Raw genomic sequence first — 24862 nt, 5'->3', positions numbered from 1 at the left:
TTAACTATTAACATTGGCAGTGCTTATCTTAGTAGATGGAAAAAGTGCAGGCTTTAGCAGAATAGATAGATGATTCCATATCAAGCATTTCTAAACAGCTCTGACATCCAGGCGAGTAATTCCTTTCCCTTTACTTTTAACCTTTTCGAGGAATATCTCTCCGATTTCCTTCGTATTTTTCACATGGGTTCCCCCACAAGGTTGTTCATCAATTTCTCCGATTTTCACAAGACGAATCTCTCTAACTGATGAAGGAATTAAATTTATGACTGTTTTAGCCATGTTAGAAACATCACTAGCCAATTCCCTTGGTAGAAGACGTGAGCTTACCTTATGAGCACTTTGAATTTCGCGATTGGTTTCCTTAATAACGTCACGCCAATCATTATCTGTTAAATGGGCAACATTATTAAAGTCAATCCTCGATTTATGTACATTTATCTGGTTTCCAGTACATAGGGCATTATAATTTCGATTAAGAACAGAACTTAAAACATGCAGCATTGTGTGATGACGCATAAACTTGTATCTGCGTTCCCAGTCAAGTTGCATATTTACGGAGGATAATTTCAAGTTGTTATGTGGTTCTACATAATGAATGATTTCGCCGTTTTCTCTTTTTACCTTTTCAACTTTGAATGCCCCATCATCTTGTATGAAATAACCTGTATCATGTTCTTGGCCACCGCCAGATGGGTAAAAAATTGTTTTGTCCAATATAATCTTATTTCCTTCAATTCTCGTGATATTTGCACTCCCTGTTTTTTTATAACTATCTATTGTAAATTGTTCTACTGCCAAGCGTTGTCACCTCCCTTACATTCTGCCGAGAAAGTACTTTAAACACTGTTTATAGGAAAGTTTTCCCCAAAATTATTTCATATACTTTAATACTGTGGCGGAAAGAAGTTTTGTCCCATCTGTGATGTCCTTAATACTTGCAAACTCATTAGGGTTATGACTCCCTCCTTTTGAGCGGACAAAGATCATTCCAATATCCGCAATTTTAGATATTATTTGGGCATCATGTCCTCCGCCGCTTGGCATGTTATGATACTTCAATTTCATTTTTTTACTTTCTGTCTGCATTGTACTGATTATTTCTTCAGCACACATTGTCGGTTCAGCATGCAGGACTGGTCTAAACTGAAATGTTACCCCTCTCTCTTGGCCAACGTTTTCTGCACGATTTTCTATTTCCTTTAATATTTTATCTCGTCTTTCAATTTCAATATCGCGAACGTCCAGTGTCATAGTGGCACGCCCAGGTATAATATTTACTTGATCAGGTTGAGCATGCATTCTTGTAATGGTCCCAACTGAAACTCCGCCATAGTTATTAAAAATTTCTTCAATTGTCAGCGCAATTTCACTCGCTGCCAATAATGCGTCCTTTCGAGCGTTCATCGGTGTACCACCTGCATGATTTTGCTCTCCTTCGACGATGATTTCCATCAAGGATACACCTGTGATCCCGGTAACAATACCAAGAGGGGTCTCTTTTTGTGTCAATACTGGACCTTGCTCTATATGCATTTCCAAATAGATTTCAATTGCGTTTTTGTTTCTCACTGCTTGTTTTATATTGTTCGGATCTAAGCCAAAATCTTTAAACCCCTGTTCACGCGTGATTCCATCCTTGTCTTTAGCCTCCATCTCTGAATTCTTAATGTCACCAACCATTGCACGACTGCCAAACATACCACCTGATAAAAATCGAGTACCCTCTTCCTCACAAAAAGCTATGACTTCAATTGTCCGTTTGAGATTAAATTTTTCTTCAGTAAGATGTTGCACAACTTCAATACCTCCAATCACTCCGATGACGCCATCAAATTTTCCCCCGTTCTTAACCGAATCAATATGAGAGCCCAAAACAATTGGAGGCTTTTTTGTTTTGTGCCCTTCTTTTCTGCCAATAAGGTTTCCCGCAGCATCTAAAAAAACGTGCATACCTGCTTCTTCCATCCATTGTGTTATAAGATTAATAGCTTCTTTATATTCCTTCGTAAGTGCTAAGCGGGTGACGCCGCCTTCCTTTGTCGCACCAATATCTGCAAGAGTATAGATTCTTTTTTCCAATCGTTTTGGATTAATCACGGGGCATGGCTCCTTACATGCATTTTTAAACCACTCGCTCTAACTGGAATACTTCAGTATCTGTATACTTTATGACATGCCCTTTATACTTTCATATACAAAACGTGTATAGGGCAAATCTTTGTTTTGATCTTCTGCCCGCTCTATCAGATAACCACTAATTGCATCAATTTCAGTCTGTTTCCCTGACTCAATGTCCCTCAACATTGATGAACGATTTCCTGCTGTATTATGACAAACTCTAAGAATATTCCGCCACTGCTCTTCCTTATTTTTCAATCCAAGTATATTTACCGCTTCTTCAAACAAACGTTTCATATTTTTTTGAAAGTGAACGTTTTCGACAAGGCTGCCAGTTTTAACTTGATATAATGCGGTTAAGGGATTAATAACTGCATTCACCAGCAGCTTATCAGCTAAAATTTGATACCAATCATCCCAATACTCAAATGGAAAATGAGGTTGTTTGACTCCTTCCAATTGGCCAGAAAGGGCTGCAATTTTTCCCTGAAAAGGAGCAACTTTTGTGGTGCCCTTTCCAACATGATCGATTTCAGAGTCTGAATGTTTTAATACACCATGTTCAATAACGCCAATAAAGATGTTTTTATGGTCAAGATCACGAATTAAATCGATGTGACCCATCCCATTTTGGACAAATAACATGTTTTGTTTTTTCTCCACGAGTGTTTTTAATTGGCCAACAATTTCTGATAAACTATATTGCTTCACCGCGATTATAATAAGATCTGCATCAATCTTTTTTGTTTCAAGTAATAATTCTGCCTTCACTTTCGCTCGATTAGTAGTCTCCCTTATCTTTAAGCCTGAGCGATTTAATTCTTGTGCCTGCTCGAAACGTCTTGTGTATACCGTTACCTCCCATTTACTTTTTGCAAAATAATATGCGCAAAGTAATCCAATCGCTCCGCCACCTATAATTCCGACCTTCATTCAACACACTCCTTATAAGGACAAATCACAAAGCTTTTTACACCCCTTAGCCACTAACTTCGCCTACGGGGGCATTGTGTATTTCAGGCTTCTTAAACATAAGTTCTCCACCCCTATATACTCTTTGAATATTCTTTAAAGCAAAGATATCTTCTAACGGATTTCCATCAACGAGAATTAAATCTGCTAACTTTCCTTTTTCAAGGGAACCGATTTGACTATCCTTTTTTACACATTGAGCAGCTGTTATCGTAGAAGCCGTAATAGCTTCATAAGGTGTTAAACCTTCTTCAATCATAATAGATAACTCATCCACCAAGAGACCCGGATAATTAAAAGGGGTGCCCGCGTCACTGCCAGAAGCAATTTTCACACCTGCTTGATAGGCCTTCCGAAAGCTTTCCTTATGCATTTCCACCATAGTTTTTGTTTTTCTGATCATATACTCGGGAACAACGTCTTTTTTGTTTGCAATTAACGATGCGGCAATCAGCGTAGGTACAAGATATGTTCCATGTTCTAACATCAACTCGATTGCCTCGTCATCAAGTATTGTCCCATGTTCAATTGTGGTTACGCCTCCTCGGACGGCATTTTTAACGCCTTCACAACCAATTGCATGAGCAGATGTGGTTCTGGACACATGCTTGGCTTCGATACTGGCGGAACGAATTTCTTCTTCACTTAATTGAATGGAACCTGGTTCGGTACCTTTTGTTAGTACTCCCCCAGTGGCCATTAGCTTTAATAAATCTGCACCAGCTTTTAGCCTTTGACGAGCTGCTTTCTTAACCTCCGCTTTGCCATCAGCTTCAGTTGCCATTGGATGCCCATGACCCCCGGTCATCACAATAGGCTGCCCTGCAGCAAAAACTCTTGGGCCCTTTACTATACCTTCTTCTATTGCATTGCGGTACGAGATATCCACATTATATCGTGTCCCAAGGTTCCTTACAGAAGTGATACCAGCCTCTATAAACTGTTGTCCTTGCTGATGTGTCCTATATGCAGTTACAGCTATGTCATCTTGTGCAATCTGTTTAAATGGATCCGGAGAACAATCCATGCCTAAATGAACATGGCAATCCATTAAACCCGGGAGAATCGTGCTTTTGTTACCATCAATTTCGATATCAACTTTAGTGGCATTAATAGAATCTTCAAACCCCAGATCGATAATTTCAGACTCATTAAAAGTGATAAATCCATTATCAATAACACCGTCGGGGCCACTTGTAATTAGCCTTATATTCCGAATTCGTGTAATCATTTCAACAACCGCTCCTTATCGAAAACTTTATTAGCGTATTCTGTGAGTAACTGAGAATAAAGTCTGAAATTAACATTACCGCCACTTACTAATACCACTGCTTTTTTATTCTTTAAATTAACATGGTTATATAATATGGCAGCTAAAGAGGCTGCTCCAGAAGGTTCAACTACCAACTTTGCACGTTCGGCTAAAATCGCTACAGTTTCGGCGATTTCCTTTTCGGTTACTAATACTAAACGATCGACATATTTTTGAGTATGCCGAAACGTCAGTTCCCCCGGTCTTTTCGCCATAAGCCCATCTGCGATCGTATTTACTTCATTTACTTCCGAGGGTTTGCCTTTTTGTAAGGAATAAAACATGGCTTGCGCGCCTTCACTGTTAACACCGATCACTTCCGTAGTGGGCTTCATTTCTTTTAAACAAGCGGCAACACCTGAAATTAATCCCCCGCCGCTCACTGGAACAATCACTGCATCTACATCCGGCAGTTCTTTTATAATTTCAATTCCAATGGTTCCTTGCCCGGCAATTGTAAAGTAGTCTTCGAAGGGGTGGATGATTTCCATGCCGTCTTCTTCATGGAATCTTAACACTCTTTCATACATAGCTATGGAGTCAGTTCCCCATTCGACTGCTTTTGCACCATAGTCAATGATTGCATTTTTTTTGCTTGGAACCGGATTTTCCGGCAATACAACAGTGGCTTGCACACCTAATGCCTTCGCTGCATAAGCCGTTCCAGCTCCATGGTTGCCAGCCGAAAAAGCTACCACCCCTTTTTTCTTAGCCGCGTTTGACAAACTGGCAATCTTATTATAAGCTCCTCGAATCTTGAACGAACCTGTTTTTTGTAAATTTTCAGGTTTGAGGTAAATCGCATTGCCACATCGATTTGAAAGTGTCTTTGAATATTGCAGAGGTGTATCCTTAATGACACCTGCTAAATTTTCTTTGGCTTGTTTAATATCTTCTAATTGGATGAACATCATTGCCTGCCCCCTCTAACCCTCTATTCATCAAACATTCTTCAGCCTAGCTTTATAGTGTTAATTCTTTTTCGACTTCTACTGTCCAATTAAACGGATCTTCTAACTTTCCCGTTTGGATTCCAATTAACGTATCAAATAACTTCTGAGATAACCCGCCTGTTTGTTTATTATTAATTACCATTTCTTGATCCCCCCAATTCAATTGACCAATTGGAGCAATAACCGCTGCAGTACCAGCGCCGAATACTTCTTCCAGACCGCCGTTCACATAAGCCTGGTGTACTTCTTCTATCGTAATATCCCGCTCATAAACCGGAACATTCCAATACTTCAGTAATTCAATGACTGACATTCGAGTAATCCCACTAAGGATCGTTCCATTTAACGGTGGTGTAATGACTTCATTATTAATTTTGAAAAACACATTCATGCTGCCGACTTCCTCTATATATTTTTTTTCAATAGCGTCAAGCCATAACACTTGGGCATTACCCTTTTCACTTGCTTTCTCCTGTGCTTTATAACCAGGTGAATAATTTCCTGCAGTTTTTGCTGCGCCTGTTCCGCCTTTAACCGCACGGGCATATGTCTCTTCTACATTGATTCCTACTGGATTAAAGCCTTCAGAATAGTAAGCACCGACAGGGGATAGTATCATAATAAATTTATAAGTTTTTGACGGTGTTACGGAAAGACTGACATCGGTCGCTATGATATATGGACGTATATAAAGAGAAGTCCCCTTTAATGTCGGAATCCAATCTTGATCAATATCCACGAGTTGTTTTACAGCCTTCAAAACGAATTCTTCATCTATGGAAGGGATGCATAACCGATCACACGAAGCATTTAGTCTTTTTAAATTTTCCTCAGGTCTAAAAATTAATATACGATTGTCTTCCGTTCTATACGCTTTAAAACCATCAAACACTGATTGGGCATATTGGAATACTGATGTTCCTGGATCTAATGAAATTGGTCCATATGGTGTAATCTTTGGACTATGCCAACCTTTTTCTGTCGAATAATCCATTATAAACATGTGATCAGAATATACTGTTCCAAACCCAAGATTTTCTGGTGCTGGTTTCGTTTTTTTATTCTTTCTTCTCTCAATATTTATTTTTGTATTCCTCATCGTATACACTCCCTTTACACTTTAATCTCTTATTCTGTAGCTGTGTTATATTATTCCTTGTATATTTAGGATTATTTCCGCAATAATTGCCGAACCAATAAATGTACCTATCATCACAACACTCGCCACAACAATTGATTTCCAACCGATCTTCAAAAAATCGGTCCACGAGCGCCCGATTGAAATCCCGGCATATGCAAGGACCGGTGTTGCCAATGCAAGTAATTCCACTTCATTCGTCCAGGACAAAATTAAATCAGAGCCAGGGGTCCAAGGTGTAGATATAAGGACGGCAATAATAGAAACATACCCTATAGTTGGAAAATTAACGGGAACTACTTTATTCAACACTAGACTGATTAAACTGATGATTATGAGCACGGATATCCCTGCAATTGCATTTAACGACATGATGTTGTAGCCAACAAAGTTACCAACTAACGAAATAACACCAATAATTATGAACAACAATATCCATTCGTTAATATTTTTTAACAACATAATTCCCCCCCTATTTAACAGATTTCTTTTGCACTGGAATTTCAGGTGTTTTGTTACGCTTATTAGTCATTAATTTATATAACTTTTCTGTAAGTGGTAAGCCGATAAAAATACTGACATATAGCCCTGTTGATAGTGACAGCAAGTTACTGGCTCCTGCAAATGCAGCAATATCATTCTCCAAGGCAGGGTATAATTCAATAAGCGAACCGCTGGCGGCTGCCATCATGGTCCCGCTCCCTATACCTGATGCCATCGCAAAGGATAAGGGGTGAAGCGGTGTCATACTCGCAATTAATCCAGCAATCAACCCCATAAATACGGCGCCAAATACGGTGCCAAAGATGTAAATTGACATAACTCCTCTTCCTTCAGGTGAGCCCATGCCATATTTATCCATTATTAACCCAACGTTCGGTTCACGCGCTACCGAGTGGGTCATGCCGATTGATTCACGTTTCAATCCCAGCCACACAGCAACAGGTAATGCGAACAGAATTGTTCCCAAGTTACCAATTTCTTGTAATAGTAAAGCCGGTCCAGCTGCAATAATATCTGGTAAAGCTGGCCCCACCGTTAAACCGATTTTTCCCAAAAATACAGTAACTGACAAAAGAATTAGTGTATCAGCTTTCTTAGACTGTTTTTTATTAATAAAAGGCGTGAAATACATCATGATGCCAAAAACGATGGCATAAATAATTGGCAGAATCATTATAACTCCCGGCCCTAAAGAAAAACTGAACGTACCGATCGCTTCCGAAATGATTACAATGAGAAAAACCACAGCGTGAAGACGCCAATCCTTCCACAGACCAAATATTGTCTCATTACTCATTAAGTTTCCTCCTCAATTTTACTGGTTAATTGAGTCATTGTTACACCTATCAGGCCATTAAAATTTAGTATCATTCGGTAAGATACTTTTACCACCTCCTTTTTCTTAAATTATATAATATTTGTAATATTAATAATATATTAAAAAGGGACAAAACATCGGGTAATGTTTTGTCCCTTTTAACTAAACGACATTCTTTTTATTTAGTTATTCTCAAGAAAACCTTGAGAATAAATAGCAAGTTGTAATTCGAACCGTTGAACCCCTGTTAAAGACTCCTGCCCTAAGAGTTCTCTTACTTTATTTAGCCGGTATTTTACAGTGTTTATGTGGACAAAGCACAATTCAGCAGTCTCACGTAAGTTTCCATTCATTTCCAAATAAACTTTTGCCGTTTCCAACAGTTGTGTTCCATTTTCCTTATCATATAATAGGATAGGACCGATTAAATCCTGCACAAATTCATTTAACTCTTCTTTATCCTGATTTAAGAACAAACGATATACACCCAATCGTTTATATGAAATGATGCTATCTAAGTTGTTACGATGCTTTAGAAATTGGACACATCGATCGGCATCTCGGACTGAACTATGAATATCTTCTATCCGTAAAAATTCACGCCCAATTCCAACCCAAAATGTAAAGAGATCTAGTTCCTTTGATCGATTTGTTATTTTTCTAAATAACCTTTCTATTTCATGGGTAATTGCAGTTTCATTAAGTTCGTAGTTATTTACGATTAAAATTTTAAAAATCATTGACTGCTCTAAAACAAATGCTTTTAACCTAAAATTGCTTAATTCTCTGTATATAAGACGTCTAAATTGCTTGATATTCCTTGTGAGCTGTTCAATCGGTATAAATAAGTTATTTAATTCTAATTTGACAAACACATATTGCGTATCATTTGCTGTCTCACTATTTTTATTAAAGTTTTTATTAAACGCCTCGAAACGGTTTGAAAGAACTTGCTCCAATAAATAACTTTCATATTTTATATGGGTATCGATTACGCCTTGCTCTCGTGTCAATTCCAATGCAAACACCGAATGAACTTGTTCTATAGCAAATAAGTCGATCGGATCTAATGTGTCATCATTCCCCAAAAAAATGGTTAGAATACCGATAATGCTCTTATCAACTTTAATCGGAAAAAAATAACAGTTAACAGTCTCATTCAGTTCTAATGTATAATTTTCGACTTCTTTTTGTTTAGCGACTTCTTCCAATAAATAAAAGTATTTCGTTTTCAGTTCAGAAGAATATATTTTACTTTCATTAGATGAGCTGGATAGCACATCATAAAACTCATTAAATAAACAAACTTCTTTTTGAACTATTTCAGAAAGCGTTTGTGTTATTTTATTAACGCCTTCATGTTTTACGTTCACTTTCATTAATTCATGGTTAATACTTTGAAAGCGCTGATTCTGTGAGAAAAGTGTAGCATTTTCAATGGCAATTACTGACTGAGACGCAAATATTTCAAGAATTTGTAAGTCATCCTTGGTAAAATGAACCTGATTACTAAAACTATCAATAGTCAGTACACCGATGCATTCATCTTTTGACATCAATGGCGCGCAAATCGTGCTTGTCGGATAATTTAATTCTCCTAATGCTTTTTGGTATAACAATTGGTTATTTTCATATAAGTTTGACATACCTTTGGTAGTGTCTTCTTTGAAGGTGAAAATACTTGCTTGTTTTGAAATGAAAGTTTTTCCGCTCATTGCTTCATTTGGTTCTAAAAATATATGTTTCATGTATGTCATATCGAACCCAGCCACGCTGCCCACCTTTAGCTTTCCTGATTTAGCATCATAGAGATATAAAACACCTGCGTCTGCATAATCGATAATATACATTACTTCTGTGATTAGTCTTTGTAATACAACATCCAAGTCAAGGGTTGAGGTTAATGTTTGAGATGATTCTATTAAACTTATCAACTGATTATCTTTTTTCATAATAACCCCGCCCCCGCGAATTTTAAATTTAAGACTCATCGATTGGCCTCTATAGGGAGTTTCTCAAAAATACCTCTTTTTGTAATGAAAGCGATTGCATGATTTTTTATTGATTGCCGCAGAGTTTAAAATATAAAAAATAAAAAACAGTTATTAAGTTACAATTCTTCTCTGTAGATTAGTTATATCTCTTTGTTATTTTTTCCCATCTCAACACTCTTAGTTGAACTAGTTAATATAAATATACCACATAAACAGATGTAAGAATAAATCTAAAATTTATAATGATAGCCTCATTAGTTTATTGTGGCACTTGTATTTAAGATATACCACATTCAAATTTTCTGCGAATCTATCCACACATCCGGACTTTTAATTATACAATCAATATGTACGCCCGCTTCAGTGACACCGCCGAAAGATTTGTTGCTGCCAAATGCAATATGTACCGTCCCAAAAACCTTTTCATCTTCTAATACATTACCGATTAAACGAGCTTTTTTATTTGTACCTATACCAAATTCGGCAATCGTCCGTCCATCTCCATCACCTAGTAACTCCAATAATTTCTTCCCGTTTTTACCAGTTGCATCTATTAACCTTCCTGATTCAATTTTTAATTTAATCGGTTCATCAAGTACGCCTATGTTACTTACAGCGCCATCAATCACAATATTACCGTTTGCAGAATCCTCAATTGGAGCTATATAACTTTCACCTGATGGTACATTGCCAGACTCACCAGGCTTTTTAAATACCCCTGTACTGCTAATACTCTTTCTTTCCTTGATAGAGAACGTTAATTCATAATCATCTTTTGCAATTTTTACGTTCTCACCACTATTTAATATTTGACAATACTTTTCAGTGAGCTCTTGAACTTCATTATAATCAGCTGAAATGGCGCCGTTTTCAAGCATGTTCATAGTTACTCCAGGCATGGTTGCAACTCTGGCACCCACTTCGGATGCTTCTTTTCTAGCCTTTGTATGAGTTAGAGAGTGTTTTGTAACACATAACACTACATCTGCCATCTTCATTAAGCCACTAATCATTTGAGGTGGCTCTTCGCCAGATTTATTTCGTGTTGGCATTTTTATAATAACAGCTTCATCGGAAAGTTCTTTACTTGCCTGGTAAAATAAATCTGCAATTTCCTTTTTGTCATCATCCGTGATTATGAGAACAGTCTCACCTGTCTCAAATCTTAAATTTTGTAATATAACATTCTTAGCTGTATCGACTAAACTCATAATCAATTCCCCTTCCCATATTACTATGATCAAAATAAAAACCATACTTTTCAATTATTAAATTGAGCTCTTCTTTTGCTTTCAGTAATTCTGTGACAAATAATTTAATATGGTCATTCGATATACGGTATGTAGGTCCTGATGCCGTCAAGGAGCCAATTATCATATCCTTATAAAAAACAGGAATGGCAACAGCAATCACGTCTTTTGTATACTCACCTTCACTAATCGCATACCCATTTTCCCTGATTAATTTTAAGTCTTCTCTTATGGCTTCAGGATCAATCATAGTTTTTTCTGTATATTTAGTGAATTGATTCTTTAAATATCTATCAATAAACGCTGGTGGCATATGAGCCAATATTGAACGATAGGAGGCACCAGTATATAATGGTGTTCTGCTCCCTATTGAAACCGAAAACCGTACAGTTGCTCTAGCTTCTACAGCGTCAATGGTTAAGCCTTCGTCGCCATCCAGGAAGGTTAAGAAGACCGATTCATTTGTAACACTATTAACTTTTTCTAAAATAGGATGTATAAGTTCTTTCATCTGTATACTTTCAGCCAGCGTATTCCCAAGTTCCCAAACAGCTAGTCCTAATGAATATGTCTTTGTTTCCTTGTGTTTGATTAAAAAATTTTGAGATTCTAATGTTTCTAAAATACGATAAACCTTCGAGTGATTCTCATTAATTTCGGCAGCTAACTCTCTACCTCCCCAAGTTGGTTTTTCTTTCGTAAACATTTTTAATATTTCTAAAGAAAGACTTACAGTTTTTAACATATGTATATTACCCCTGGTTTAACTTTGTAATTGATACAGGTGTTTGGTAATACAAACACCTGTACCTTTATTAATAATAACTTATCTCTCATATAGATAGTCAATAACTGCAGCAATGTATACTTTACAGCATCTCTCAATATCCTCTACTTTAACTTTTTCGTTATACCCATGAATACTAGGTAAGTAAGCTGGTCCATATTGAAGAACGGGGATATTGTGATTCCTGAAATGTCGTGCATCACTGCTGGCCCATTGCATGACACCATATGCTTCATGACCTGTTGCGTATGTAATATTGTCGACAATCGATTTACATACTGGATCTTCCGCACTTGTGTAGTTCGCATCACTGCGGAACCCAAATCGGCTGATCTCATAATCAATTCCTAACGCATCGAGCTTTTCATGTAAAAATGCAGTCACATCGTCTTGTGTGATACCAAATGGAAGTCTACAATCAACTTCTACTTCACAACTTTCAGGAATCATGTTAGATTTTGTACCGCCTTGGATTTTTCCGATATTTACCGTCACATGCTCCAAGACTTTCTGAAAGGGCGCTCGGTCTTTTTCTACTTCGCGCATATATTTTTTGGATTTATCTATTAAAGGTTGTACTTCGCTAGGAACCTCAATATTTAAATCCCACAACTTACGGACTTCATTTATCGCATCTATCATATTTGTAATTGCATTATTGCCTGCTAGTGGTGACAAACTTCCGTGACCTGGTTCACCAAACACTTTTAATTTAAACCAATATGAACCCTTTTGGCCGATTGTAGGATTGTAGCGAGATGAAGGTTCTGCAATCAAGCAGCCATTTCCATCAATAATTTGATTTTCCAATAGCCATGGAACACCATACTCCCCACCAGTTTCCTCATCTGGAACTACCGCTAGTGACAATTTACCAGGAAGATCAATGTTGAGTCTTTTCAAAAGCGCAAATGTATAAATGAGACCACCTAAACCAGCTTTCATATCACTGGCACCTCTTCCAAGCAACCAACCATCTACAATTTCACCTGAAATAGGATTGAAATCCCACTTTGCGGGATCGCCTGTTGGCACTACGTCTGAATGACCGCAATAAATTAAGTGTTTCCCATCTCCTCCTTCATCACCAATTGTCGAAACTAAATTATACATTTTTTCAGCAGATTCATGCCAAGTTGTTTCGGCTCCTGCATTTTTCAAATATTGGTCAATAAATGTGGTTATTTCTGTTGAATCACCTGGCGGGTTTTCACTCGGAATCTTGATCAATCGACTGCATAATTCTATTAATTCATCTTTATCATTTTCTACTTCTTTGATTAAACGATCTTTTAGTTCATTTTTTGTGGACATATTAAAAACAACTCCTTAATTAACTGGCTTTACTGATTGTTGCAAATGTGTCATCTTACCATATAATGCTTCTAAATGATTAAATTCTTTTTCATTGTAAAATTCACATTTTGATTCGCCATAAAATTTTGCTGTTTCAATACAGTAACGGACGACTTCCTCGATATCTGTCGGGCGGCTGGCACCTGTACCACACCCTGCAACAGCTGTTTCAGTCGTAATTGCTATACCTACAACCGGCTTATCTGTTGCTACTGAAGGTTGAAGAATACTATTAACATGATAAATATCATTTCCGTATGGAGTGATATCCTGCATTGTAATTGGCATTGTTACGGGAAGCTGACCAACTGATTGTGTATAAATATGAAGCAGATCATCGCTTACTTTTAAGATATAACCTTCTTTAACTGTCGGCGTGATTGCAAAACCCCGGTGATTTATAATTTGATTACCTTTTGTTGTATCAATTGAGAGGATTGCATCCATTTCGTTATCCACTTCATATTGATTCATCGTTAAAATGTCCACTGGAGAGTCCATAAAAGGTACAGGTTCATGTGGTTGCGTAGGGGCGACGGGACAAATATGGGTCGTCAATATCACATCACCTTCTAATTGGTCACCCTTATTAGTCATATCCAGTAACTTGGCAGCCGCTGCCATACTCGACAGTGCCCCATCACCATCTGAAACGAAACCTACCATTTCCGGACGAGCTCCTATCCCACCTAAACGCCCAATTATTCCAAGTGTCGACGCATTGCCGCCGTTAGATTTGCCATTTTTTCCTGGAATATGTACCTTAACAAAATCTGTTTTTCCTTTTTCACCTTCAATGGTACGAACGTCAATTTCCCCATTATTACTAATCTGTGATAGGTATTCTTTAACTGTTTCTCCCGTAACTGTTATATCATCCATTAATTCAAACATTTCTAGAACGTGCTTTAACGACATTTCAATTCCTCCTAAGTTAGTTAACTAAATGGCAAGAAGCTTGATGTTTATTACTTGCGGTCACTACTTCAGGCTCTTGAGATTGGCACATATCAATCGCCACCGGGCACCGTTCGTGAAAGCTGCACCCTGAAGGCGGATTCAACGGGCTGGGTACGGTCCCTTTTAAAATAACCCGTTCTTTATCTTCAAATGGACTCTCTTTAGGCACCGCAGAGAACAATGCTTTCGTATATGGATGTTGAGGGTTCGAGTATATTTCCTCATAGGTCCCAACTTCTACAATTTTTCCTAAATACATAACCGCGATACGGTCGCACATGTAACGGACAACATTTAAATCATGTGAAATAAAAATATAAGTTAAGTTAAACTCATCTTGCAGTTTCTTTAAAAGATTAATGACTTGTGCTTGTACCGACACATCTAAAGCTGAAACAGGCTCATCACATATGATGAGTTCGGGATTTAAAGTTAAGGCTCTTGCAATATTTATACGTTGTCGTTGTCCCCCGGAAAATTCATGAGGATAACGGTCAGCAAAGCGCTTATTAAGTCCGACAATTTCAAGCAACTCTTCGACACGGGCTCTTCTACTTTCTTTGTTACCCACTTTATGAATAGCTAAGGGCTCTGCTATTAATTCCTCCACCTTAATTCGGGGATCAAGAGACGCGTATGGGTCCTGAAAAATCATTTGAATTTTTTTTCGCGTACTTCTCAAAGTATTTGAATCCATGCCAATTAAATTTTCTTTTTTAAAATTGACAACCCCATCAGTTGGTTTAATCAACTGATTAACAAGACGGGCCATCGTTGATTTGCCACATCCTGATTCTCCAACAACTCCCAAAGTTTCTCCCGGATAGACATTGAAATTCACACCATCTACAGCTTTTACACTTTGAGTAGACTTTTTAAATGGGGCATTATTAGCTACTGGAAAGTACTTTTTTAAGTCTTTAACTTCTAGCAGTGGTTCCATTGAAGTATACATCCTCCCTTCGCTCTAATTTATGCTCCTCAGTTTGGAAATGACAGGCGACTGCATGTCCCTCGATAGGTTCCTTTAACTCGGGGGCTTTCTCGTAACAGAGTTCTTGAGCAAATGGGCAACGGTCCGCAAAGGGACAGCCTTTAATTTCATGGCTCAAGTCCGGGGGACTGCCGGGTATAGTTGCCAGCGGTGATAAACTATCATGTGATTCCGTAATTTGAGAATCCAATAGACCCCACGTATAGGGATGCAACGGATTTTCATATACTTCTTTCACACTTCCGGACTCGACAACTTTACCTGCATACATGACAAGAACTTTATCACACGTTTCCCAAACAACCCCTAAATCATGAGTAATCATAATAATCGACATGTTGAGTTGTTCTTGTAAATCTTTCATTAAGTTAAGAATTTGAGCTTGGACTGTTACATCTAATGCAGTAGTAGGTTCATCCGCAATTAATAGTTTAGGATCACATGATAATGCTATTGCAATCATGACCCTTTGGCGCATCCCCCCGGAAAATTCATGCGGATACATATTAATCCTTTTCTCCGGCGCTGGAATACCCACTAAATCAAGCATTTCTATTGCTTTTTTTCTTGCTTCTTTTTTTGAGATATTTTTATGCGTTCGAATTGATTCAATTATTTGATCCCCTACTTTAAACACAGGGTTTAAGCTTGTAGACGGATCTTGAAAAATCATCGAAATTTCATTTCCGCGAATCTTTCTTATTTGTTCATTCGAAAGCTCTAATAAATTTTTATCTTTAAAAATAACCTTTCCATTGGTGATTTTACCTGGAGGGTTAGGAATTAGACGAAGCAGGGAAGTTGCTGTAACACTTTTACCGGAGCCGGATTCACCCACAATTCCTAAACTTTCATTCTCCCCCAGGTTAAAACTGACCCCATTTACAGCTTTCGTAATAATTGATCCTGATTTAAATTCGACTTGTACACCTTGTACACTTAATAATTGTTCAGACATACCTTCACCACCTAACTATAACTTCATCTTAGGATCAAGCGCGTCCCTTAATCCATCGCCGAACAGGTTAATACCAAGCACAATAATTAGTATTGCTAACCCTGAGAAAGTTGCTAATTCCGGGCTCAGTACAAGATAATCTTTTCCTTCCTGCAACATACTCCCCCATGAAGCAGTGGGAGGTTGAACACCTAAACCTAAGAAACTTAAGGATGCTTCTGATATAATGGCTCCGGCAATACCCATGGTTGCATAAACTATCAATGGGGCAATACTATTGGGAACGATATGCCTAAGTATAATTCTTCCATGCTTCGCCCCTAATGACCTGGTCACTTCAATATACTCCATTTCCTTTACAGTTAATACTTGACCTCTAACCACTCTTGCAAATCCTGGAATATTTGAAATGCCGATCGCGATAATAACGTTAACTAAACCCTGGCCTAAAACAGTCATTAAGACGATAGCCAATAAGATGAAAGGAAACGCCATCATACCGTCCATAAATCGCATGATAACCGTATCAGTTTTTCCGCCAAAGTAACCTGAAATCAAACCTAAAAACGAACCGAATATGGCGCCAAATAACACAGCTGATATTCCAACGATTAACGATATACGTGATCCGTATATGATACGACTGAATATATCACGTCCATAACTATCGGTACCTAAAAGATGTCCAGATTCACCTGCGTTTAACAAACTTTTTGCCGTGTTCATAGCGTAAGGGTCATGTGTGGCAATAAAGGGGGCAAAAATAGCTGTTAAGATTAATAGAAATATAACCAATAAACCTAACGCTGCAAATCTATTTCTTAACAACTTACGCAGAAAGGATTGTTCTTTTTTAGCTTTTTGATATTGAAGTTCTTTTGCCTGTTCAATCGATTCAGCAGTATCCATCTCACTATGCACCTCCATTATTGGAGTCTAAGTTTACCTTCGGGTTAACAACTTTATATAGAATATCTACAATTAAGTTGATAACGACATAAATAACCGCAATAAAAATAACTGTGCTTTGAACAACAACAAAGTCCCGTTTTTCAATCGCATCTATAATTAATAAACCCATACCAGGCCAACTAAAAATCGTTTCGGTTAATACAGCTCCACCTAACAACATGGAAAATTGCAACCCCATTACCGTTATTAAAGGTGTTAAAGCATTTTTAAATGCATGTTTATAAGTAACTATAGATTCTTTTAAACCTTTTGAACGAGCAGTTTTAATGTAATCTTGAGAAATAGTTTCTAACATGCTGGACCGTATTATTCTTGCAAATTGAGCTGTAGGTATTGTCGCTAACGCTAAACTCGGTAAAATAAGATGACTCAGAAAATCCCAAAAGCCGTTCTCAAGTGACCCCATACCGGTTGCCGGAAGCCAGCCCAAATTAACACTGAAATATAATACTAACATTACCCCTAGCCAAAAAATTGGCATCGAAACCCCTATCAAAGACAGTGTGGTAACTGAATAATCTACAATAGTGTTCTGTTTCTTAGCTGCAATAATACCAGCCGGCACACCAATAATCGTTGCGATAATTAATGCACTAATTGCCAAGACAATCGTATTAGGAAAACGTTCCAAAATTAAATCAATAATTGGTTGATTATAGGAAAGCGAGTTGCCAAAATCTAATGTGATTAAGCTGACTAAATAATCGAAAAATTGTTGGTACATTGGATCATTGAGCCCTAGTTTCTCAGAGTATGCCGCTATGTCTTCAGCACTAGCTTGTGGCCCGAGCATAACCGCTGCTGGGTTCCCAGGCAGAATCCGAGTTATCAAGAAAACAATCACCGAAACAATAAATAATGTCGGTATTAATTGTAAAATTCTTCTTATAAGAAACGCTTGCAAAAAACTCCCTCCTTGACCCATTATTTGAATCGCTGTTTTACTATATGAATTAAAATGAATGGTACCATGATTTATTATCTATGTAAATATAAATATAATTAAAAATGAAAAAATTTATATTTTTTTCTACTTTGCCAAAAAAACATTTACACTTTATTAACTTTTGTGGTATTTTAATATATATTCATTATTTGAATTGTTGTGTCATTATATGAATCAAATTATTTGAAAGGGGTATTCAATGAAGAAAAATAATTGGAAGTTAGTGCTTTTTGTTATTGTCTTTGGTTTTATATCCATGGTATTAGTCGCCTGTTCGTCAGGAGCCGATTCTGACGCAGAGACTGATAGTAGCGGAGAAGCATCAGGAGAAAGCAATGGTTCTAGTGGTGGCGTATTGAACATCGGTTTATCATCAAATGCGGCAACCCTGGATCCTACCCTTTACACAGGAAAATATGAATCTCAAATTATGCGTTCCATCGCTGACACGTTAATTGTATACGACAAAGAATTGCAAAATTTTGTTCCCTCACTGGCAACGGAATGGGAACCTGCAGATGATATGATGTCCTATACATTCAAATTAAGAGACGATGTCTACTTTCAAGCAGGGGAATATCAAGACGGGAAAAAAATGACAGCTGAAGATGTTAAATTCAGTTTAGAGCGTTCAGCAGAGAACTCGGCACAAAATCGTTTAGATGGTGTCGAAAGTGTAGAAGTTTCCGGTGATCATGAAGTAATTATTCACTTGGAAGAGCCGAATTCGGCATTACTAGCAATGTTGACTGATCCCGGTAACATTATTGTACCGAAAGAAGAAGTTGAGGGCTGGGGCGACCAATTTGGGGCTCATCTTGTCGGAACAGGGCCATTTAAACTTGAGGACTGGCAAACTGACCAACAAGTAGACTTAGTTAAGCATGAAGACTATTGGGGAGAGGAACCTAACCTTGATGGTGTAACTTTTAAATTTATTTCTGATCAATCCATGATGACAAATGCTTTACGGTCTGGTGATATTGATATTGCTACTGACATTAAGGGGCAAAACAGAGAAATTATCGAACAAGATGAAAACCTGGAATTATTATCAACTCCTGGTCTTTCCATCACCTACCTTGATATGAACTATCAGCAAGGCCCTACTGCTGACCCTAAAGTAAGAGAGGCTATTACTAAAGCTACTAATGTTGAAGAGATTGTTGAAGGCGTGCATCAGTGGGGTGGAGGAACTGTCGCAAATGGACCTCTACCTGAAAGTTCATGGGGTTATGATGAATCTTTTGAATCTTTAAAAGCTGAATATGACCCTGAAGAAGCGAAAAGCATTTTAGATGAAACTAAATATGCAGGTGGATTTGAAATTGACCTTTACGTACTAGAGACGCGTGTTGATTATGCAACAATCTTCCAAAACCAAATGAAAGAAAATTTAAATATCGATGTTAACATTCAAGTTTCTGAATGGGGGACTTTAACCGATACGATTTCGGGTAACAAAGCACCTATGAACATTGGCGGCTGGTCCTGGTACCCAGATCCATATTTCTTTCTTAACCCGCGTTTCCACTCTAATCAACATGGATCTAATGGTAACGGTAAAGAATATGATAGCGAAAAAGTTGATGAATTACTAGACCGTGCAATATCAGAAACAACTGATCAAGAAGAACGGTCTGAATTATATCAAGAAGCTGTTACGGAGATCATGAACGATTATGCAACAATAGAATTTGATAACTTAGACATTGCAACAGGTATCAATTCGAAAGTTCAAGGATTCAACCTGTCTGCTGACGGAACAATTTATATCGTAAGCTCGAATGGTGTAAATATCTCACTTGAAGAATAATTTGGTAAGAGAAGTAGGGGTTGAACCTACTTCTCTTTCTTTAAAGGAGTTATTTTAATGAACAAACAAATTGGCGTTATTACAATCGGGCAAGCTCCAAGGACAGATTTAATACCCGAAATTGAAACGTTTTTTCCACCTGATGTTGAATTTATTCAAAGAGGTGTATTAGATAATTTTGATAGAAACGACTTAGAACAAATAAAACCCAAGACCGGACAAAGTACACTTGTTTCTAGACTCAAAGATGGGACATCAGTTACCCTGGCAAAAGAAAAAACACTCCCGATTATTCAACAAATAATCGATGACTTTAATCTAAAGCAAGTTAAATTAATTATTCTCGCATGTACAGGAGAATTTAAACTGTTTCAATCACATATTCCTATCATATATCCTGACTATTTATTAAATCATGTTACGCAAGGTATTTTTAGAGAGAAAGGGCAAATTGGCGTCATCGTGCCATTGGCAAAGCAATTTGAAGTAATAGAAAAAAAGTGGGATTCTGCAGGCTTTGATGCTATTTGTGTTGAAAGCTCGCCATACGTATTCGATGAGCTATCGTTCATTAAGGCTGCAAAAGAACTTGAAGAGTATAACATCAATACAATTATTCTGGATTGTATAGGGTATACTGAGAAGATGAAAGATATCGTGAAAAAATATTCAAGTAAAACTGTTTTGTTATCTAGAAATATTGTATTCAAGACCGCTTCTGAATTATATTAAAACTAAATATTCTCAGCTATAAGTTTTACCTACTGTTTAGGGAGTGTATAAGCGTGCGGCGGGCACTATCGCTTCGCAATACACTCCCTTTGCTTTCTGAAATTAAAACAATATAACATCTGTCACTAAATCCATTTGATACTGTTGACATAAGTGACAGTCTCCACCCCTTCCATATCTTCTTCGACAGGCGAAAGGGATGGGACGCAAAAAAGCGAATTAAGGCGCCCAATTCATTCTATCATGTCATCTGCCGCGGCAATTGCTGTGATGTTCTCTTCAAAGACGAAGGTAACTGTTTCTTAAAATGGTTTCATTCGGGGCGTTTGCATTGAGTATCTCATCAATATAACCTTCATATTGCCTTTTTCGGGTTCATGCTCTGAAGCCCATATTGTTTGGCTGCGCCCATGATAAACAGTTTCCGGCCCATGTTGCCGGGTTCGCACCCATATCACGCTTCTTCCCGCTCCTGTTAACGTCCATGGGGGCGCTCCCCATCACACACCCCATCACCCGCTCCGAAAACTCGCCAGCAAACGCTGGAACTCCTGCTCGGCTTCTGGACTTCGCGTCGGTGCTTCGGCTTTCTTAGCTTCACGCTTCTGCCTCTTTTCAATATCGCGCTTTTTAAAACATTCGGGTGTGACTCCCCGGGATTCGGCGCCATGCCAACTGGCGCCACCCACACCATCGCCGCTCCCACTAGCGACCTCTCCACTCGACCTCCGCCATTCCGTCTGCTGCTGCCTGTTCCGGCGAAGGGCTGCTTCTTCGGCCTGTGCAGAATCCACGGTGGTGATGCCTTTGGCTGCCCAGTCCAGCAGAATTGCTTTAACACAGCCTCAGTTTCGCTTTGATCTTCCGGCCCATATCTTGCTTGCACCGGCACATGTTTCGTTGCGCCAGCCCATCCCCCGGGGGACGTGATCACTGTCCCCCTTGTCCCCCCGGGGGACAGTGATCACGTCCCCTTGTCCCCCTCAGACACCTACCTTTTCACCAAAAACCAGCCATTCGTCAAATTCTCCCGGTTGTAATAAAAACGCTTATTATCCTCATAGCGCAATACTTGGCCGCCGGATGCCTCGACGACCGCCTGGCCGGCACCAGTGTCCCATTCCATTGTTGGGGCGTAGCGCGGATAATAGTCGGCGTTCCCTTCTGCAACTAAGCAAAATTTCAGGGAGCTCCCTGCTGATACCACATCAACGTCACGCTCACCGTCACGCAGTCCTTCAATAAATGCCTCGGTCTCCTCTGACATATGTGACCGGCTTGCCACCACGTTAACGACATCGCCCGGTTCGACTAGTGGCAACTGTAGACTGGCCTCCATCAGGGCATCATCATCAGCCACATCTATCGCGGAGGCACTTTCAAGCTTAAACGCACCCAATTCGGCACGGCCGAAGTAGAACGTATCCAATGCTGGCGCATAAATGACACCCAGGACCGGATAACCGTCCTCGATCAGGGCAATATTAACCGTGAATTCGCCGTTTTTTTTAATAAACTCTTTCGTGCCATCAAGCGGATCCACCAGGAAAAATTGCTGCCAGTCCTTTCGATCTTCATATGGCACATCGCTGCCTTCCTCACTCAAAACAGGCACATCGGGATACGCTTCCTGCAGTCCGCGCACAATTGTCTGATGTGCACGCTGATCAGCTTCTGTCAGGGGTGAGTCATCCGCCTTCGTTTCCACGTCAAAATCTTTTTCATACACATCCAGAATCTCACGTCCGGCGTCCAGTGATATATCCAACAGTGTCTTCAAGCTCACGTCAGCCATTATGCCAGGTATCCTTTCGCTTTTAAATACTTAACAATCGTCTCGACTGACTCTTCAAGGCTTTGCTGGTCCGTATCCACCGTCACTTCCGGGTTGATCGGTGCTTCGTACGGGGCGTCAATGCCTGTGAAGCCTTTTATTTCACCGGCGCGTGCTTTTTTGTATAGCCCTTTTGGATCGCGGGATTCACATGTTGCCACACTGGCATCGACAAATACCTCGATAAACTCGCCGTCTTCCATCAGCTCGCGCACCTCATTCCGGTCTTCGCGATACGGGGAAATAAAGGCAGACAATGTAAACAAGCCGGCCTCTACCATCAGCTTGGACACTTCACCGATGCGGCGGATGTTTTCTTTACGGTCTTCCGGGCTGAAGCCAAGGTTTTTATTCAAGCCGTGACGAATATTGTCACCATCCAGACGATAGGTGCGTACGCCCTGGTTATACAATTCTTTCTCCAATTCGACTGAGATTGTTGACTTGCCGGAACCGGACAAACCGGTGAACCAGATAACGGCACTCTTATGGTTATTCAGCTCGTGGCGATGTTCTTTTGTCACTTTTGAGTCATGCCATACAATATTTTTGGATTGTGCCATGTTTCATTCCTCCTATCAACATGCGGGACAGCGCGTTTAAATCCTGCCTCGCTAAAACCATACATTATAAATAATCAGGACTGATGTGATCATTACGATGATGCTAAGCGGGAGACCCACTTTCACGTAATCGGTGAATTTATAACCGCCGGGGCCATAGACAATCAGGTTCGTCTGATACCCAATCGGTGTAATGAAGCTTGCCGAAGCAGCAATTGCGATCACAACCGCAAAACCCATTGGTGCATAACCAAGTGTTTCTGCCATCTCAAGGCCGATTGGCAGCATCAGGACAGCGGCTGCACTGTTGGTGATCAGTTCGGTGAACACATTGGTCAGGATATAGATGATAAATAAAATTGCCATGAGTCCCAACGGTTCGCCAATTTCCAACAAGCCGGATGCCATCCATTCAGCTAATCCCGTCTTCCGCATCGCGACACCAATCCCCAGGGCACTGGCAATCAAAAGCAGCACATTGAAATGCACATACTTCTTGGCTTCCTGCGGTGAAATAATTTTCCCCGCCATAAAGATGAGAACGGTAAGCGCCATCGCCTTAAACATACTCAGCCAGCCGAACGTCACCGTTATAATCATGGCAAGCAATACCAAAATGGAAAACCAGCCTTTTGCCGGACTCTGATTCAGGGTCGCCGGTGTATCCAATGAGGACACAACGAAGAAATCATTCGACTGCTGATATTTATCAACAAAATCCGCACCAGCCAGAAGCAGCAGGGAGTCCCCGGGCTTCAGCACAATATCCCCGACCTTGCTCTGAATCCGTTCATTGTTCCGATGCACCGCAATAACGCCTGCATCATACTGGGAACGGAACTGCGCCTGTTTGATCGACTGTGTCAGGAGCGATGACTGGTCTGAAACAACGGCTTCGACCAGATTTGTCGTCCCATTTTTTAAATCATCGAGATCAATATTCGTCCCGGTTTCCAGTTTGAGACCTTTTATTTTCTGCAGATCGGCAATCGTTGAAATCAGCCCGGTGAAAATCAGCCGGTCACCGTTCTGAATCACTGTCGTTGACCGAACCGGTGATACGCGGTCATCACCGCGGATAATCTCGATCAGATAAAGTCCCTTCAAGTCACGCAACCCGGCGTCTTTAACGCTTTTATCAAGGTGTTCAAACGCTGGCGTTACCTGCATCTCCGCAATATATTCCTTCGAGTCTTCCTTAATCTGCTGGCTGAAACCTTTATTATCCGGTAAAAGATGGTAACCAACCGTAAATAAATAGATAAGGCCAATGAGAGCTGCCGGAATCCCGACGACAGCGAGCGTGAATAAGGAAAAGCCCTCCATGCCGAAATCAAGCAATAAGCCGTGGACAACCAAATTCGTGGACGTTCCCATTAATGTAATCGTACCGCCCAAAATAGTGGCATAAGATAACGGGATCAGAAACTTGGACGGGGCTATGCCACGGTCTTCACACCATTTCTTAATAATCGGCGTAAACGTCACCACGATCGGTGTATTGTTCAAAAAAGCTGAAAACGCGGATGTCGGCAGAAAAAAACGCAGCATGGAGCCTGTCTGACTACGGCTGTTCTCGAGCCATTTCCCCATCATCTGATCGATCAGACCGCTTTTCTGCACAGCACCTGCCACAATGAAGAGCAGCGCCACCGTCATCATACCTTCATTGGAAAATCCGCTCAGGGCTTCATCAACGCTCAGTATACCGCTCAGAAGCAGTACGACCAAAGCTGAAAATATAACCATGTCTGGCCGGGCGACTTCAAAGATCAGCCCGGCAAGCATGGTTAGTATCAACAGCAGCACAAACAACATTTCAAACGACATGGGATATCAGATCCCCTTTTAGTCTATATACGGACAAACCTGTTACACAAATT

22 protein-coding genes are annotated in these 24862 nt (G+C 39.6%); 2 read left to right on the top strand and 20 right to left on the bottom strand.

All coding sequences use genetic code 11. The features are described from left to right. Nucleotides 1–90: 90 nt before the first annotated feature. The 17 genes from BMZ22_RS08405 to BMZ22_RS08325 all read right to left on the bottom strand — a co-directional run bounded on the left by BMZ22_RS08405 (nt 91) and on the right by BMZ22_RS08325 (nt 17992). Nucleotides 91–801, bottom strand: coding sequence for an alanyl-tRNA editing protein (locus BMZ22_RS08405; protein WP_090084296.1), 711 nt, complete (start codon nt 799–801; stop codon nt 91–93). A gap of 72 nt (nt 802–873) precedes the next feature. After that, on the bottom strand, nt 874–2100 hold the full coding sequence (locus tag BMZ22_RS08400) for a M20 family metallo-hydrolase (RefSeq protein ID WP_090084293.1): 1227 nt from the start codon (nt 2098–2100) through the stop codon (nt 874–876). A 69-nt stretch (nt 2101–2169) separates the two neighbouring features. Continuing rightward, nucleotides 2170–3054: a 2-dehydropantoate 2-reductase gene (locus tag BMZ22_RS08395; RefSeq protein WP_090084290.1), complete on the bottom strand. Its 885-nt coding sequence runs from the start codon at nt 3052–3054 to the stop codon at nt 2170–2172. A 46-nt stretch (nt 3055–3100) separates the two neighbouring features. Next, nucleotides 3101–4324: a metal-dependent hydrolase family protein gene (locus BMZ22_RS08390; protein ID WP_090084287.1), complete on the bottom strand. Its 1224-nt coding sequence runs from the start codon at nt 4322–4324 to the stop codon at nt 3101–3103. Continuing rightward, the gene (locus BMZ22_RS08385) at nt 4321–5319 is read right to left on the bottom strand and encodes a threonine ammonia-lyase (RefSeq protein WP_245745280.1); all 999 of its coding nucleotides are present in this window, start codon (nt 5317–5319) and stop codon (nt 4321–4323) included. The genes BMZ22_RS08390 and BMZ22_RS08385 overlap by 4 nt, the downstream gene beginning before the upstream one ends. Nucleotides 5320–5368: 49 nt before the next feature. Continuing rightward, nucleotides 5369–6457, bottom strand: a complete 1089-nt coding sequence (locus BMZ22_RS08380; RefSeq protein WP_090084283.1) for a branched-chain amino acid aminotransferase — start codon at nt 6455–6457, stop codon at nt 5369–5371. A gap of 45 nt (nt 6458–6502) precedes the next feature. Then, nucleotides 6503–6958: a hypothetical protein gene (locus tag BMZ22_RS08375; protein ID WP_342710285.1), complete on the bottom strand. Its 456-nt coding sequence runs from the start codon at nt 6956–6958 to the stop codon at nt 6503–6505. 10 nt (nt 6959–6968) lie between these two features. Next, nucleotides 6969–7796, bottom strand: a complete 828-nt coding sequence (locus BMZ22_RS08370; protein ID WP_090084280.1) for a DUF3100 domain-containing protein — start codon at nt 7794–7796, stop codon at nt 6969–6971. A 203-nt stretch (nt 7797–7999) separates the two neighbouring features. Further along, nucleotides 8000–9769 (bottom strand): helix-turn-helix domain-containing protein, encoded by a 1770-nt coding sequence (locus tag BMZ22_RS08365; RefSeq protein WP_177183393.1) that lies wholly within the window; start codon nt 9767–9769, stop codon nt 8000–8002. 335 nt (nt 9770–10104) lie between these two features. Then, nucleotides 10105–11028: an aminopeptidase gene (locus tag BMZ22_RS08360; RefSeq protein WP_425434277.1), complete on the bottom strand. Its 924-nt coding sequence runs from the start codon at nt 11026–11028 to the stop codon at nt 10105–10107. Beyond that, complete coding sequence (locus BMZ22_RS08355; protein WP_090084270.1) at nt 11000–11806, bottom strand: IclR family transcriptional regulator; 807 nt, start codon at nt 11804–11806, stop codon at nt 11000–11002. The genes BMZ22_RS08360 and BMZ22_RS08355 overlap by 29 nt, the downstream gene beginning before the upstream one ends. An 81-nt stretch (nt 11807–11887) precedes the next feature. Then, complete coding sequence (locus BMZ22_RS08350; protein ID WP_090084267.1) at nt 11888–13162, bottom strand: M20 family metallopeptidase; 1275 nt, start codon at nt 13160–13162, stop codon at nt 11888–11890. Between the two features lie 15 nt (nt 13163–13177). Next, complete coding sequence (locus BMZ22_RS08345; RefSeq protein WP_090084264.1) at nt 13178–14122, bottom strand: DUF1177 domain-containing protein; 945 nt, start codon at nt 14120–14122, stop codon at nt 13178–13180. Between the two features lie 16 nt (nt 14123–14138). Beyond that, complete coding sequence (locus tag BMZ22_RS08340; protein WP_090084262.1) at nt 14139–15107, bottom strand: ABC transporter ATP-binding protein; 969 nt, start codon at nt 15105–15107, stop codon at nt 14139–14141. Next, nucleotides 15085–16116 (bottom strand): ABC transporter ATP-binding protein, encoded by a 1032-nt coding sequence (locus BMZ22_RS08335; RefSeq protein ID WP_090084259.1) that lies wholly within the window; start codon nt 16114–16116, stop codon nt 15085–15087. The genes BMZ22_RS08340 and BMZ22_RS08335 overlap by 23 nt, the downstream gene beginning before the upstream one ends. Before the next feature lie 15 nt (nt 16117–16131). Further along, entirely contained in the window at nt 16132–17025 is an 894-nt protein-coding gene (locus BMZ22_RS08330) for an ABC transporter permease (protein ID WP_177183392.1), read from the bottom strand. A gap of 4 nt (nt 17026–17029) precedes the next feature. Further along, nucleotides 17030–17992: an ABC transporter permease gene (locus BMZ22_RS08325; RefSeq protein WP_090084253.1), complete on the bottom strand. Its 963-nt coding sequence runs from the start codon at nt 17990–17992 to the stop codon at nt 17030–17032. 241 nt (nt 17993–18233) lie between these two features. On the opposite strand from BMZ22_RS08325, the gene BMZ22_RS08320 reads away from it, so the two are divergent. After that, nucleotides 18234–19850 (top strand): ABC transporter substrate-binding protein, encoded by a 1617-nt coding sequence (locus BMZ22_RS08320; RefSeq protein ID WP_090084251.1) that lies wholly within the window; start codon nt 18234–18236, stop codon nt 19848–19850. Between the two features lie 57 nt (nt 19851–19907). After that, on the top strand, nt 19908–20582 hold the full coding sequence (locus BMZ22_RS08315; RefSeq protein WP_090084248.1) for an AroM family protein: 675 nt from the start codon (nt 19908–19910) through the stop codon (nt 20580–20582). A gap of 991 nt (nt 20583–21573) precedes the next feature. On the opposite strand, the gene cysQ is transcribed toward BMZ22_RS08315, so the two are convergent. Genes cysQ through BMZ22_RS08295 form a run of 3 tightly spaced genes read right to left on the bottom strand, consistent with a single transcriptional unit; the run spans nt 21574 to nt 24809 of the window. Further along, entirely contained in the window at nt 21574–22377 is an 804-nt protein-coding gene (gene cysQ / locus BMZ22_RS08305; protein ID WP_090084243.1) for a 3'(2'),5'-bisphosphate nucleotidase CysQ, read from the bottom strand. Further along, nucleotides 22377–22979: an adenylyl-sulfate kinase gene (cysC, locus tag BMZ22_RS08300; protein ID WP_090084241.1), complete on the bottom strand. Its 603-nt coding sequence runs from the start codon at nt 22977–22979 to the stop codon at nt 22377–22379. Before cysC ends, cysQ begins: the two co-directional genes overlap by 1 nt. Before the next feature lie 51 nt (nt 22980–23030). Further along, entirely contained in the window at nt 23031–24809 is a 1779-nt protein-coding gene (locus BMZ22_RS08295; RefSeq protein ID WP_090084239.1) for an SLC13 family permease, read from the bottom strand. Between the last annotated feature and the right edge of the window lie 53 nt (nt 24810–24862).

This window comes from Lentibacillus persicus, assembly GCF_900112705.1.
Classification (GTDB): domain Bacteria; phylum Bacillota; class Bacilli; order Bacillales; family Amphibacillaceae; genus Lentibacillus; species Lentibacillus persicus.
The sequence above is the reverse complement of the archived record's forward strand: the minus strand, read 5'-3'. Positions and strand labels throughout refer to the sequence as shown.

Excerpts from the sequence above, each read along its gene's own strand:
- BMZ22_RS08395 (WP_090084290.1), bottom strand. The coding sequence starts at position 3,054 with ATGAAGGTCGGAATTATAGGTGGCGGAGCGATTGGATTACTTTGCGCA.
- BMZ22_RS08390 (WP_090084287.1), bottom strand. The coding sequence starts at position 4,324 with ATGATTACACGAATTCGGAATATAAGGCTAATTACAAGTGGCCCCGAC.
- BMZ22_RS08385 (WP_245745280.1), bottom strand. The coding sequence starts at position 5,319 with ATGATGTTCATCCAATTAGAAGATATTAAACAAGCCAAAGAAAATTTA.
- BMZ22_RS08380 (WP_090084283.1), bottom strand. The coding sequence starts at position 6,457 with ATGAGGAATACAAAAATAAATATTGAGAGAAGAAAGAATAAAAAAACG.
- BMZ22_RS08375 (WP_342710285.1), bottom strand. The coding sequence starts at position 6,958 with ATGTTGTTAAAAAATATTAACGAATGGATATTGTTGTTCATAATTATT.
- BMZ22_RS08370 (WP_090084280.1), bottom strand. The coding sequence starts at position 7,796 with ATGAGTAATGAGACAATATTTGGTCTGTGGAAGGATTGGCGTCTTCAC.
- BMZ22_RS08365 (WP_177183393.1), bottom strand. The coding sequence starts at position 9,769 with ATGAAAAAAGATAATCAGTTGATAAGTTTAATAGAATCATCTCAAACA.
- BMZ22_RS08355 (WP_090084270.1), bottom strand. The coding sequence starts at position 11,806 with ATGTTAAAAACTGTAAGTCTTTCTTTAGAAATATTAAAAATGTTTACG.
- BMZ22_RS08350 (WP_090084267.1), bottom strand. The coding sequence starts at position 13,162 with ATGTCCACAAAAAATGAACTAAAAGATCGTTTAATCAAAGAAGTAGAA.
- BMZ22_RS08345 (WP_090084264.1), bottom strand. The coding sequence starts at position 14,122 with ATGTCGTTAAAGCACGTTCTAGAAATGTTTGAATTAATGGATGATATA.
- BMZ22_RS08340 (WP_090084262.1), bottom strand. The coding sequence starts at position 15,107 with ATGGAACCACTGCTAGAAGTTAAAGACTTAAAAAAGTACTTTCCAGTA.
- BMZ22_RS08335 (WP_090084259.1), bottom strand. The coding sequence starts at position 16,116 with ATGTCTGAACAATTATTAAGTGTACAAGGTGTACAAGTCGAATTTAAA.
- BMZ22_RS08330 (WP_177183392.1), bottom strand. The coding sequence starts at position 17,025 with ATGGATACTGCTGAATCGATTGAACAGGCAAAAGAACTTCAATATCAA.
- BMZ22_RS08320 (WP_090084251.1), top strand. The coding sequence starts at position 18,234 with ATGAAGAAAAATAATTGGAAGTTAGTGCTTTTTGTTATTGTCTTTGGT.
- BMZ22_RS08315 (WP_090084248.1), top strand. The coding sequence starts at position 19,908 with ATGAACAAACAAATTGGCGTTATTACAATCGGGCAAGCTCCAAGGACA.
- cysQ (WP_090084243.1), bottom strand. The coding sequence starts at position 22,377 with ATGGCTGACGTGAGCTTGAAGACACTGTTGGATATATCACTGGACGCC.
- cysC (WP_090084241.1), bottom strand. The coding sequence starts at position 22,979 with ATGGCACAATCCAAAAATATTGTATGGCATGACTCAAAAGTGACAAAA.
- BMZ22_RS08295 (WP_090084239.1), bottom strand. The coding sequence starts at position 24,809 with ATGTCGTTTGAAATGTTGTTTGTGCTGCTGTTGATACTAACCATGCTT.